This window comes from Halomonas sp. 111, assembly GCF_052379685.1.
GTDB lineage: Bacteria > Pseudomonadota > Gammaproteobacteria > Pseudomonadales > Halomonadaceae > Vreelandella > Vreelandella citrativorans.
The window spans coordinates 32,483-44,417 of record NZ_JBQSYV010000014.1; the positions used below are offsets into that span (position 1 = coordinate 32,483).

Annotated in this window: 20 protein-coding genes; all 20 read right to left on the reverse strand. The window is 54.3% G+C overall.

Annotation, left to right across the window (positions count from 1 at the left end; genetic code table 11):
- Positions 1 to 9: 9 nt before the first annotated feature.
- A complete protein-coding gene (gene rpsH / locus ACT3T7_RS11655) occupies positions 10 to 402 on the reverse strand; it encodes a 30S ribosomal protein S8 (RefSeq protein ID WP_444631135.1) in 393 nt (130 codons plus the stop codon).
- Positions 403 to 434: 32 nt separating this feature from the next.
- Complete coding sequence (gene rpsN / locus ACT3T7_RS11660; protein ID WP_172117711.1) at positions 435 to 740, reverse strand: 30S ribosomal protein S14; 306 nt, start codon at positions 738 to 740, stop codon at positions 435 to 437.
- A 10-nt stretch (positions 741 to 750) separates the two neighbouring features.
- On the reverse strand, positions 751 to 1,290 hold the full coding sequence (rplE, locus tag ACT3T7_RS11665; protein ID WP_087108941.1) for a 50S ribosomal protein L5: 540 nt from the start codon (positions 1,288 to 1,290) through the stop codon (positions 751 to 753).
- Positions 1,291 to 1,308: 18 nt separating this feature from the next.
- Positions 1,309 to 1,623, reverse strand: coding sequence for a 50S ribosomal protein L24 (gene rplX, locus ACT3T7_RS11670; RefSeq protein ID WP_009723895.1), 315 nt, complete (start codon positions 1,621 to 1,623; stop codon positions 1,309 to 1,311).
- Between the two features lie 14 nt (positions 1,624 to 1,637).
- Positions 1,638 to 2,009: a 50S ribosomal protein L14 gene (rplN, locus tag ACT3T7_RS11675; protein WP_172117712.1), complete on the reverse strand. Its 372-nt coding sequence runs from the start codon at positions 2,007 to 2,009 to the stop codon at positions 1,638 to 1,640.
- Between the two features lie 51 nt (positions 2,010 to 2,060).
- Positions 2,061 to 2,321: a 30S ribosomal protein S17 gene (rpsQ, locus tag ACT3T7_RS11680; protein ID WP_009723897.1), complete on the reverse strand. Its 261-nt coding sequence runs from the start codon at positions 2,319 to 2,321 to the stop codon at positions 2,061 to 2,063.
- 1 nt (position 2,322) lies between these two features.
- Positions 2,323 to 2,514 (reverse strand): 50S ribosomal protein L29, encoded by a 192-nt coding sequence (gene rpmC / locus ACT3T7_RS11685; protein ID WP_027337514.1) that lies wholly within the window; start codon positions 2,512 to 2,514, stop codon positions 2,323 to 2,325.
- Positions 2,514 to 2,927 (reverse strand): 50S ribosomal protein L16, encoded by a 414-nt coding sequence (gene rplP, locus ACT3T7_RS11690; RefSeq protein ID WP_007112000.1) that lies wholly within the window; start codon positions 2,925 to 2,927, stop codon positions 2,514 to 2,516. Before rplP ends, rpmC begins: the two co-directional genes overlap by 1 nt.
- Before the next feature lie 15 nt (positions 2,928 to 2,942).
- The gene (gene rpsC / locus ACT3T7_RS11695) at positions 2,943 to 3,647 is read right to left on the reverse strand and encodes a 30S ribosomal protein S3 (protein ID WP_087108946.1); all 705 of its coding nucleotides are present in this window, start codon (positions 3,645 to 3,647) and stop codon (positions 2,943 to 2,945) included.
- 11 nt (positions 3,648 to 3,658) lie between these two features.
- Positions 3,659 to 3,991: a 50S ribosomal protein L22 gene (rplV, locus tag ACT3T7_RS11700; RefSeq protein WP_009723900.1), complete on the reverse strand. Its 333-nt coding sequence runs from the start codon at positions 3,989 to 3,991 to the stop codon at positions 3,659 to 3,661.
- A gap of 18 nt (positions 3,992 to 4,009) precedes the next feature.
- A complete protein-coding gene (gene rpsS, locus ACT3T7_RS11705; RefSeq protein ID WP_027337511.1) occupies positions 4,010 to 4,285 on the reverse strand; it encodes a 30S ribosomal protein S19 in 276 nt (91 codons plus the stop codon).
- 33 nt (positions 4,286 to 4,318) lie between these two features.
- Positions 4,319 to 5,149: a 50S ribosomal protein L2 gene (gene rplB, locus ACT3T7_RS11710; RefSeq protein WP_172117713.1), complete on the reverse strand. Its 831-nt coding sequence runs from the start codon at positions 5,147 to 5,149 to the stop codon at positions 4,319 to 4,321.
- A gap of 17 nt (positions 5,150 to 5,166) precedes the next feature.
- Positions 5,167 to 5,463 (reverse strand): 50S ribosomal protein L23, encoded by a 297-nt coding sequence (rplW, locus tag ACT3T7_RS11715; RefSeq protein WP_087108950.1) that lies wholly within the window; start codon positions 5,461 to 5,463, stop codon positions 5,167 to 5,169.
- Complete coding sequence (gene rplD, locus ACT3T7_RS11720) at positions 5,460 to 6,065, reverse strand: 50S ribosomal protein L4 (RefSeq protein WP_172117714.1); 606 nt, start codon at positions 6,063 to 6,065, stop codon at positions 5,460 to 5,462. The genes rplW and rplD overlap by 4 nt, the downstream gene beginning before the upstream one ends.
- A gap of 15 nt (positions 6,066 to 6,080) precedes the next feature.
- Positions 6,081 to 6,719 (reverse strand): 50S ribosomal protein L3, encoded by a 639-nt coding sequence (rplC, locus tag ACT3T7_RS11725; RefSeq protein ID WP_172117715.1) that lies wholly within the window; start codon positions 6,717 to 6,719, stop codon positions 6,081 to 6,083.
- Positions 6,720 to 6,868: 149 nt separating this feature from the next.
- Positions 6,869 to 7,180 carry a 30S ribosomal protein S10 gene (rpsJ, locus tag ACT3T7_RS11730; protein ID WP_087108956.1) on the reverse strand — a complete coding sequence of 104 codons (312 nt, stop codon included), beginning with the start codon at positions 7,178 to 7,180 and terminating at the stop codon, positions 6,869 to 6,871.
- Between the two features lie 159 nt (positions 7,181 to 7,339).
- Complete coding sequence (gene tuf / locus ACT3T7_RS11735; protein WP_444627780.1) at positions 7,340 to 8,533, reverse strand: elongation factor Tu; 1,194 nt, start codon at positions 8,531 to 8,533, stop codon at positions 7,340 to 7,342.
- A gap of 29 nt (positions 8,534 to 8,562) precedes the next feature.
- Entirely contained in the window at positions 8,563 to 10,686 is a 2,124-nt protein-coding gene (gene fusA / locus ACT3T7_RS11740) for an elongation factor G (protein WP_444631136.1), read from the reverse strand.
- A 232-nt stretch (positions 10,687 to 10,918) separates the two neighbouring features.
- A complete protein-coding gene (gene rpsG / locus ACT3T7_RS11745) occupies positions 10,919 to 11,389 on the reverse strand; it encodes a 30S ribosomal protein S7 (protein WP_018917738.1) in 471 nt (156 codons plus the stop codon).
- Between the two features lie 155 nt (positions 11,390 to 11,544).
- Positions 11,545 to 11,919 (reverse strand): 30S ribosomal protein S12, encoded by a 375-nt coding sequence (gene rpsL / locus ACT3T7_RS11750; protein WP_009098973.1) that lies wholly within the window; start codon positions 11,917 to 11,919, stop codon positions 11,545 to 11,547.
- Positions 11,920 to 11,935: the final 16 nt, after the last annotated feature.

The window sequence follows — 11,935 nt, forward strand, 5'->3', positions numbered from 1 at the left end:
TCCAGCCTCCTAGAATACGGTGCAGATGACTTCGCCACCTACACCCGCCTGGCGTGCGGCACGATCGGTCATGACACCATTAGAGGTGGTGACAATCGCGATGCCCAGACCATCGGCAACCTTGGGCAGGTTGTCCTTGCCCTTGTACTGACGCAAAGACGGCTTGGAAACCCGCTGAATGTGCTCAATGACCGGCTTACCCTCAAAGTACTTGAGAGTGACGGTTAGTGCAGGCTTAGCGCCTTCAGCAACCGCAAAGTCGGTAATGTAGCCTTCTTCCTTTAGCACGCGGGCCACTTCCACTTTCAACTTGGAAGACGGCATGACTGCCGTCTCCTTGGTGGCCATCTGCGCATTGCGGATACGGGTAAACATATCCGCCAGAGTGTCTTGCATGCTCATTTAATGTGCGCTCCTGATGATTCTACGTGGCGTTACCAGCTGGACTTTTTCAGACCAGGGACGTCGCCACGCATGGCGGCTTCACGCAGCTTGTTGCGGCCAAGGCCGAACTTGTTGTAAAAACCGTGCGGACGACCCGTGATACGGCAGCGGTTACGCTGACGTACCGGGCTTGAGTCGCGCGGCAGTTGCTGCAGCTTCAGCGTCGCCTCGAAGCGCTCTTCCTCAGACGTATTCACGCTTGAGATGATTGCCTTGAGCTCAGTACGCTTGGCCGCATACTTCTCGACCAGCTGCGTACGTTTGAGCTCACGCTCTACCATACTTTTCTTAGCCATGATCCAACCCTTATTTCTTAAACGGGAAGTTCAGTGACGCTAGCAGCGCACGACCTTCCTCGTCGGTGTTGGCAGTAGTAGTGATAGTGACGTCCAGCCCCCGAATGCGATCGATTTTATCATACTCGATCTCCGGGAAGATGATCTGCTCACGCACACCCATGGAGTAGTTGCCGCGACCGTCAAAAGACTTCGGGTTAAGACCACGGAAGTCACGCACGCGAGGAATCGCAATGTTAACCAGACGGTTCAAGAAGTCCCACATACGCTCACCGCGCAGCGTTACTTTGACACCAATCGGCCAACCTTCGCGCACCTTGAAGCCCGCGATGGACTTACGTGCTTTGGTCACCAGCGGCTTTTGACCGGACAATTTCTCCAGGTCACCGACGGCATTGTCGATCAGTTTTTTATCACTAACCGCTTCACCGATACCCATGTTCAGAGTCACTTTCGTGATCCGGGGTACCTGCATAACGTTGTTGTAGCTGAACTGCTCTTTGAGTTGAGCTACGACCTCGTTTTGATAACGTTCTTTCAAGTTCGCCATTTTGCTACCCGACTCGCGTTAGGCGTCGATCTGCGTCTGCGTCGACTTGTAGATACGTACCTTGGTACCGTCTTCCTTAACTTGGAAGCCGACGCGATCCGCCTTACCGGTCTCCGAATTGAAGATGGCTACGTTGGACGCGTGAATCGGAGCCTCACGCTCGACGATACCGCCCTGATTTCCCGCCATGGGATTCGGCTTGGTGTGACGTTTAATCATGTTCACACCGGATACCACGAAGCGGTTTTCTAATACCCGCTTAACGGTACCACGTTTGCCTTTATCCTTCCCGGCGATGACGATGACTTCATCGTCACGTTTGATCTTTTGCATATCCGCCTCGCTCCTTACAGCACTTCAGGCGCTAGGGAAATGATCTTCATGAACTTCTCATTACGAAGCTCACGAGTAACCGGCCCGAAGATGCGCGTGCCGATCGGCTGTTCGTTGGTGTTATTCAACAAAACCGCCGCATTTCCATCGAAACGGATCAGCGAACCGTCACTACGACGGACGCCACTACGGGTGCGAACCACTACCGCTTTCATGACTTGGCCTTTTTTGACCTTGCCACGCGGAATAGCTTCTTTCACCGTTACCTTAATGACGTCACCAACGCGGGCGTAGCGACGGTGTGAACCGCCTAGCACCTTGATGCACTGCACCCGGCGCGCTCCGCTGTTGTCGGCGACATCCAGCATTGTCTGAGTCTGAATCATCGGTTTTCTCCAAACCTAATCTGACTGCACTGATCGGCAGACTTTAGGTAATTAACCCTTAGCCTGCTCAACCACCTCGACCAGCGTCCAGGCTTTCTTTTTGGAAAGCGGACGGCACTCCTGAATGGAAACCGTATCGCCTGCCTTAGCCTGGTTCGCCTCATCATGGGCGTGCAGCTTGGTGGAGCGCTTAACGTATTTTCCGTAGATCGGGTGACGTTCACGACGCTCGATCATAACGACGATGGATTTATCCATCTTGTCGCTCACCACCTTACCGGTGAGCGTACGGGTTTTTTTCTCTTCGGCCATCTCAATCACCTGCCTTCTCGTTGAGCACAGTCTTAACGCGGGCGATATCCCGACGGACCTGCTTGAGCAGATGAGTCTGGCTCAGTTGGCCAGTGGCCTTCTGCATGCGCAGGTTAAACTGCTCGCGGAGTAGCTCGAGGAGCTGCTCTTTGAGCTCTCCTGCTGACTTTTCACGAATTTCCTGGGCTTTCATCACATCACCGTCCGTTTCGCAAAGGTGGTGGATAAGGGCATCTTCTGTGCGGCCAGTTCAAATGCTTCACGGGCCAGCTCTTCGGATACGCCTTCAATTTCGTACAGGACCCGACCCGGTTGGATCTGGGCTACCCAGTACTCAACAGAACCTTTACCTTTACCCATACGAACTTCGAGCGGCTTCTTGGAAATCGGCTTATCAGGGAAAACGCGGATCCAGATTTTACCGCCACGCTTAACGTGACGTGTGATCGCACGACGGCCGGCTTCGATCTGACGCGCAGTGATGCGGCCGCGACCAGTAGCTTTCAGACCGTACTCCCCGAAGCTGATCTTGCTTCCGCGATGCGCCAGGCCACGGTTGCGGCCTTTCATCATCTTGCGGAATTTCATACGCTTGGGCTGTAACATCGACTCGCTCTCCCCTTACCTGGAACCTTTCTTCTTGGGCGCGTTGCCGGCAGGCTGCTGTTGCTTAGCCTTGGCACGCACTTCCTCGATACCGCCGAGGATTTCGCCCTTGAAGATCCACACTTTAACGCCGATGACGCCATAGGTGGTGTGAGCTTCGTAAGTGGCGTAGTCGATGTCCGCACGCAGAGTGTGCAGCGGAACGCGACCTTCGCGGTACCATTCGGTACGTGCGATTTCGGCACCACCAAGACGACCTGACAGCTGAATCTTGATGCCGCCAGCGCCAAGACGCATTGCGTTCTGTACCGCGCGCTTCATGGCACGACGGAACATGACGCGACGCTCAAGCTGACCCGCTACGTTAGCAGCGACTAGCTTGGCATCCAGCTCTGGCTTGCGAACTTCTTCGATGTTCACATGAACCGGAACGCCCATCATTTCGGTAAGATCGCGACGCAGACGGTCGACATCTTCACCTTTTTTACCGATCACGATACCCGGACGGGCAGTGTGAATGGTGATGCGGGCGTTGTTAGCCGGACGCTCGATGTGAATGCGGCTTACGGAAGCGCTTTTAAGACGCTCTTCCAGGAAGCTGCGCACTTCGAGATCGTTATTGAGCTTATCGGCATAGGCGCCGCGCTCGGCATACCAGACAGAAGCATGGTCTTTGACGATGCCCAGTCGAATGCCTGTTGGATTGACTTTCTGACCCATCTGGTCGACTCCTACTTCTCGGCTACCTTGACGGTGATGTGGCAGGTGCGCTTCAAGATACGATCCGCACGGCCTTTGGCGCGCGGCTTGATACGCTTGAGCGTCATGCCCTCATCGACGCAGATGGTCGAGACACGCAGCTCGTCGATGTCCATGCCGTTATTTTCTTCCGCATTCGCGATGGCGGACTGAAGCACTTTCTTGACCAGTTTGGCAGCCTTCTTCGGTGAGAAGGTCAGCAGGTCAATAGCTTCGGCGACCGGTTTACCGCGCACCTGGTCAGCCACCAAACGGGCCTTCTGTGCGGATAAAGCAGCGCCACTCAGCTTAGCTGTGACTTCCATCTCTAAATCCTCTCTGGCTTACCGTTTGGCTTTCTTGTCCGCAACATGCCCGCGATATGTGCGAGTAGCAGCGAATTCGCCAAGTTTATGACCCACCATTTCCTCGGAGACGTGCACCGGGACATGCTGGCGTCCGTTATGGACCGCAATAGTCAGACCTACCATGTTGGGCAGGATCATCGAACGACGCGACCAGGTCTTGATCGGTTTACGGTCGTTCTTCTCCACTGCAGCCTCTACCTTCTTCAAAAGATGAAGGTCAATGAAGGGACCTTTCTTTAGTGAACGTGGCACAGCCGTTACCTCTTAAGTTCTTGGCAATTTCGATTAACGCGTCTTGTTACGACGACGGATAATCAGCTTGTCGGTGCGCTTGTTCTTACGCGTCTTGTGACCCTTAGTCGGTACGCCCCATGGGGATACCGGGTGACGACCACCACTAGTGCGGCCTTCACCACCACCGTGCGGGTGATCTACCGGGTTCATCGCGACACCGCGAACAGTCGGACGCACGCCTCTCCAGCGCTTCGCACCGGCCTTGCCAAGTTGACGCAGGCTGTGCTCGGAGTTGCTCACTTCACCCAGTGTTGCGCGGCACTCAGCCAAGATCTTACGCATTTCGCCAGAGCGAAGACGCAAGGTGGCGTAGTTACCTTCACGAGCAACCAGCTGAGCGCTAGTACCGGCACTGCGAGCAATCTGCGCGCCTTTACCCGGCTTCAGTTCGATACCGTGAACGGTAGAACCAAGCGGAATGTTGCGCAGCGGCAAGGCATTGCCTTTTTTGATGGGCGCGTTGACACCAGATTCCAGCACGTCACCCGCGCTGACACCTTTCGGTGCAATGATGTAACGACGCTCGCCATCTGCATATTTCAATAGTGCAATATGCGCGCTACGGTTCGGATCGTGTTCAAGACGCTCAACAGTGGCTGGAATGCCATCTTTGGTGCGCTTGAAGTCGATCAAACGGTAGTGCTGACGGTGACCACCGCCCACGTGGCGGGTGGTGATGCGACCGTTATTATTACGGCCACCGGACTTGGACTGTTTTTCCAAAAGCGGCGCATACGCACGGCCTTTGTACAGTTCCTCGCCAACGATCTTGACGACGTGGCGACGACCGGCGGATGTGGGTTTGGTCTTGACGATTGCCATTATCCGTACTCCTGCCCTTATTCGGCGCCAGAGAAGTCTTCGAGCGTTTCACCCGCAGCCAGGGTCACATAAGCTTTGCGGTAACCCTTACGCAGGCCAACGCCGTGTGCAGTACGCTTGGTTTTACCCTTAACGTTCAACACCTGAACGCTGCCGACCTGTTTGCCGAACAGTATTTCAACGGCTTTCTTGATCTCGGGCTTGGTAGCATCAGATGCCACCTTGAAAACGTACTGGTTGCGCTCTGCAGCCATCGCGGCCTTTTCGGTCACGTGCGGTCCAAGCAGAACCTTGAATACGCGTTCCTGGTTCATGCCAGCTTCTCCTCGAATTTACGCAGGGCGGAGACGGTGACCAGGACCTTATCAAAGGCAACCAGGCTCACCGGGTCAGCTGCCGCGACATCCACCACGTCAACGTGGGGAAGGTTGCGTGCGGCTAGATAGAGCGTTTCGTCCATTTCTTCAGTGACGATCAACACTTTCTCAAGGTTGAGCTCTTTCAGCTTGGCAGCTACCTGCTTGGTCTTGGGCGCTTCGACGCTGAACTCTTCAATTGCGACTAAACGCTCTTGACGGACAAGTTCAGACAGGATGGAGCGCATCGCCGCGCGGTACATTTTGCGGTTAACCTTCTGGGTATAGTCTTGCGGACGTGCCGCGAAGGTTACGCCGCCACTGCGCCACAGCGGAGAACGGATGGTACCAGCACGTGCACGGCCGGTACCTTTCTGACGCCACGGTTTTTTACCACCACCGCGAACATCGGAACGGCTCTTTTGAGCGCGAGTACCTTGACGGCCACCAGCCAAATAGGCGGTAACAACCTGGTGAACTAGCGCTTCGTTGAATTCTTTGCCAAAAGTGGCGTCGGCTACTTCAACGGTACCCGTGCCTGCAGCAAGATTCAGATTCATTGGTAATTATCCCCTTCAGCCAGCTTTCACGGCGCTGCGAACGATAACGTCGCTGCCGGGTGCTCCCGGTACGGCGCCCTTGATCAGCAGCAGGTTACGCTCGGCGTCAACACGGACGATCTCAAGGCTCTGTACGGTGCAACGGGCGTTACCCATTTGACCGGCCATTTTCTTGCCTTTAAATACGCGACCTGGTGTTTGACACATGCCGATAGAACCCGGCGCGCGGTGCGACAGGGAGTTACCATGGCTGTTGTCTTGGGTACGGAAGTTCCAGCGCTTAACAGCACCCTGGAAGCCTTTACCCTTAGAGGTGCCGGTCACGTCGATCATTTGACCAGCTTCGAAGAGGGATACGGTGAGTTCGCCACCCACTTCTGGAGCTTCTTCGCCTTCTGCAAGGCGGAATTCCATCAGTGAACGACCAGCCTCAACACCCGCTTTGGCAAACTGACCAGCCTGCGCTTTGGTGAGGTGTTTGGCTTTACGAGAACCTGTAGTGATCTGAATCGCTGCGTAGCCGTCAGACTCAATGGTCTTAACGCGCGTCACACGATTAGGATCAACTTCAATAACGGTCACGGGCACGGATGCGCCATCTTCGGTAAAGACACGGGTCATCCCGGCCTTTGTACCGACTAAACCGATAGTCATACTCAGTCTCCTATAGTGTACGGGGCTATCACCCGCTATGGCTGCCCTTTCCAGAGCATTCCACTAGCACATTGTATGGCGCCTCACGGCGCGGCGGCTGCTGTTCATGCGATAAATGATGAACGCTGGGCCGCAAGTGTCTAGTGTAATTAGTTGAGCTTGATTTGCACGTCTACGCCAGCGGCGAGATCAAGCTTCATCAACGCATCAACAGTCTTTTCAGTTGGCTCAACGATGTCGAGCACACGCTTGTGCGTACGAATCTCATACTGATCACGCGCATCCTTATTAACGTGCGGTGAAACCAGGATGGTATAACGCTCGCGGTTGGTCGGCAGCGGGATCGGCCCACGAACCTGAGCACCAGTACGCTTAGCGGTTTCAACAATCTCCGCTGTGGACTGATCGATCAGGCGATGGTCGAACGCTTTCAACCGAATGCGAATCTTTTGGTTCTGCATTTGCCCTAAACTCCAATGGATGTCGACGGCGCGAGCCGTCTACCCACGCATTCAAAGGATGCGCATTATAGGCACGCCAAAAGCCCATGTCAAACATTTGCTATTGGTGCGCAGAAAAGGGGGCTCGCGAGAGCCCCCTTCATCGATCAAGTAAATCGATTACTTAACGATTTTTGCCACAACGCCAGCACCAACGGTACGACCACCTTCGCGAATAGCGAAGCGCAGACCGTCGTCCATAGCGATCGGAGCAATCAGGGTAACAACCATCTGAACGTTGTCACCCGGCATTACCATTTCAACGCCTTCCGGCAGTTCACAAGTACCGGTGATGTCAGTGGTACGGAAGTAGAACTGCGGACGGTAGCCCTTGAAGAAAGGCGTGTGACGACCACCTTCTTCTTTGGACAGTACGTAAACTTCGGCTTCGAACGTGGTGTGCGGGTTGATAGTACCCGGCTTGGCCAAAACCTGACCACGCTCAACGTCATCACGCTTGGTACCACGCAGCAACGCACCAACGTTCTCACCCGCACGACCTTCGTCGAGCAGCTTACGGAACATTTCAACACCGGTAACGATGGTTTTCGTGGTGTCGCGGATACCCACGATTTCCACTTCTTCACCGGATTTAACGATACCGCGCTCTACACGACCAGTAACAACAGTACCACGGCCAGAGATAGAGAATACATCTTCGATCGGCATCAGGAACGGCTGGTCGATAGCACGCTCCGGCTCAGGAATGTAAGCATCCAGAGCCTTGATCAGATTAGCAACGGCGGTAGTACCCATACCGTTCTCATCTTCACCGTTCAGAGCCATCAGCGCTGAACCAGTGATGATCGGCGTGTCATCGCCCGGGAAGTCGTACTCGTCGAGGAGCTCACGAACTTCCATCTCAACCAGCTCAAGCAGCTCTTCGTCATCGACCATGTCCGCTTTATTCAGGAACACAACGATGTACGGAACGCCAACCTGGCGAGACAGCAGGATGTGCTCGCGCGTCTGCGGCATCGGGCCGTCAGCAGCAGAACATACCAGGATCGCGCCGTCCATCTGCGCAGCACCGGTGATCATGTTCTTGACGTAGTCAGCGTGTCCCGGGCAGTCAACGTGCGCGTAGTGACGCTCTTCAGACTGATATTCCACGTGGGAAGTCGCGATAGTGATACCACGCTCGCGCTCTTCAGGAGCGTTATCGATAGTATCAAATTCACGCCAATCGCCGCCGAAAACCTCAGCAGACACGCGGGTCAGGGCCGCAGTCAGAGTCGTTTTACCGTGGTCGACGTGACCGATGGTGCCGACGTTGACGTGCGGTTTGGAACGTTCGAATTTTTCCTTAGCCACTGCTATAACCTCTTTACGTTAGCTAACGGTTAACCGTTTTGATTGATGACGGCTTCAACGACGCTGGAGGGCGCCTCGTCGTACTTCGAGAACTCCATAGAGTAGCTCGCACGGCCCTGGGTTTGTGAGCGCAGGTCGGTTGCGTAACCGAACATCTCACCCAGCGGCACCGTCGCACGAATGACTTTACCAGAAGAAGAGTCATCCATACCCTGCACCAGACCGCGACGACGGCTCAGGTCGCCCATGACGTCACCCATAAATTCCTCGGGAGTCACGACTTCGACCTTCATCACCGGCTCCAGCAGCACGGCCTTGGCCTTCCTGGCACCTTCCTTCACTGCCATAGAAGAAGCAATCTTGAACGCAGTCTCGTTAGAGTCTACGTCGTGGAAGGAGCCGTCGAACAGCGTCACTTTAACGTCGATCATCGGGTAACCCGCGATGACACCGTTTTTAAGCTGCTCGTAAGCGCCTTTCTCAACCGCAGGGACGTATTCCTTGGGAACCGTACCACCTACGATCTCAGAGTTGAATTTGAAGAAAATCTCTTCTTCGCCTTCACCCTTCTCTTCAGCAGTCAGCGGCTCAATACGCAGCCAAACGTGACCGTACTGACCACGACCACCGGACTGACGTACAAACTTGCCTTCCTGCTCAATGCTGCCACGAATAGTTTCGCGGTATGCTACCTGCGGCTTACCGATATTGGCTTCCACCTTAAACTCGCGACGCATACGGTCAACGAGAATATCTAGGTGAAGCTCACCCATACCAGAAATAATCGTCTGGCCGGTTTCTTCGTCGGTTTTAACCTGGAAAGAAGGATCTTCCTGGGCCAATTTACCCAGCGCAATACCCATTTTTTCCTGGTCAGCCTTGGACTTCGGCTCAACAGCTACCGAGATAACCGGATCCGGGAATTCCATGCGCTCAAGAACGATCTTGTTATCGATATCACACAGGGTATCACCCGTGGTGACGTCTTTCAGACCGATACATGCTGCAATATCGCCAGCGAGTACTTCCTTGATCTCTTCACGCGAGTTGGCGTGCATCTGTACGATACGGCCAACGCGCTCTTTCTTCTGCTTAACGGAGTTATATACACCGTCGCCAGACTTCAGAACGCCCGAGTAAACGCGGATAAAGGTCAACGTACCAACGAAGGGGTCGGTAGCGATCTTGAATGCCAACGCCGCAAACGGCGCATCGTCATCGGCTTCACGCTTAGCGATGGTGCCATCTTTATCGTCCAGCTCACCTTCAATCGCCTTAACTTCAGTTGGCGAAGGCATGTACTCGATAACACCGTCCAGCACCGCCTGAACACCCTTATTCTTAAAGGCAGAACCACAGGTAACCAGAACAATATCATTGGCCAGAGTACGCGCACGAAGACCCGCCTTGATCTCTTCGATCGACAGCTCGACGCCTTCCAGGTACTTATCCATCAGCTCGTCAGAGCCTTCGGCAGCCGCCTCAACCATCTGTTCGCGATACTTCTCGGCAGTCTCTTGCAACTCAGCCGGAATATCCACGAGCTCGAAATTCATACCCAGACTAGCCTCATCCCACAGGATAGCCTTCATCTGAATCAGGTCGATAACGCCCTTAAAGTCTTCTTCCGTACCCCAGTTAATCTGGATCGGCACGGCATTCGCACCCAAGCGCTCTTTCAACTGGTCAACAACCATGAAGAAATCAGCGCCAGTACGGTCCATTTTGTTAACAAAGACCATACGCGGCACTTCGTACTTATCGGCCTGACGCCATACTGTTTCGGTCTGGGGCTGAACGCCGGAAGACCCACACAGTACGACAACCGCACCATCAAGAACGCGCAATGAACGCTCAACTTCGATGGTGAAGTCAACGTGCCCAGGCGTATCGATGATGTTGATACGGTGCTCATCAAACTGCTTGGCCATACCTTGCCAGAAGGTGGTGACAGCGGCAGAGGTGATCGTAATGCCACGCTCCTGCTCCTGCTCCATCCAGTCAGTCGTTGAGGCACCCTCGTGTGTTTCACCCAACTTGTGATTCAAGCCGGTATAGAACAGTACCCGCTCGGTCGTTGTGGTTTTACCCGCATCAACGTGCGCTACGATACCAATATTGCGATAACGATTAAGTGGTGTCTTGCGTGCCACGGTGAAACTCCCGTTAGTTGGCGATGCTCGTTAACTTAGCAGTGGCAAAAGTGAGCCTTACGCTACCGCCGCTATCACAGAATGATAACGGCGGGGTGTTGCAACAAAGCGACTCGACCTACCACTTCCAACGACGCCCTGCTGAAACAACGTGCATATATAAACGCGAACTTTATAAACACTGCGCTTACAAACGCCGTACTTAAAAACGTCACTCTTGAAAGGGACGCTCTTAGAAACGATAGTGCGAGAAAGCCTTGTTGGCTTCGGCCATACGATGCACGTCTTCGCGCTTCTTAACAGCAGAACCTTTACCTTCTGCGGCATCCAGCATTTCGCCTGCCAGACGCTGAACCATCGTTTTTTCACCGCGGCGACGCGCCGCGTCTACCAACCAGCGCATAGCGAGCGCTTGGCGGCGAGACGGACGAACTTCAACCGGAACCTGATAGGTCGCACCACCCACGCGGCGCGACTTCACTTCGACCATCGGCTGGATGGTTTCCAGCGCTTTGTCGAAGATTTCCAGCGGCTCTTCACTACTACGCTCGGCAACCTTGTCCAACGCACCGTAAACAATGCGCTCAGCTATGGACTTCTTGCCGCTGACCATCAGGTGGTTCATGAACTTCGCCAGACGCTCACTTCCGAACTTAGGATCCGGCAGGATTTCGCGTTTAGCTACAACTCTTCTTCTAGGCATGATAAGCCCTCAATTAAGGATCCTTCAGGTAAACCCGGAACTCGCGCTTAGTATCGACTACCCCGCACTGCCCGACCTTACTCTTATCAGACCATCATATTCGTGTTGGACATTACGTTACATACGCTGCAAACACAGCGTGACGGCAAGCTGTCTTAAGACTTCGGACGCTTAGTACCGTACTTGGAACGGCCCTGCTTACGATTCTGTACGCCAGAGGTGTCAAGGGCGCCACGAACGGTGTGATAACGCACACCTGGCAAATCCTTTACACGGCCGCCGCGAATCAGAACAACAGAGTGCTCCTGCAGGTTGTGACCTTCACCACCAATGTAAGAAGAAACTTCAAAACCGTTGGTCAGGCGCACACGGCAAACCTTACGCAGGGCCGAGTTCGGCTTCTTGGGAGTAGTGGTGTATACGCGCGTACATACGCCGCGCTTTTGCGGACAAGCCTGAAGCGCGGGCACGTCACTTTTAGTAACGGGGCGCTTGCGCGGCTTACGCACTAGCTGATTAATCGTTGCCATGGTGTTTAGCTGACTC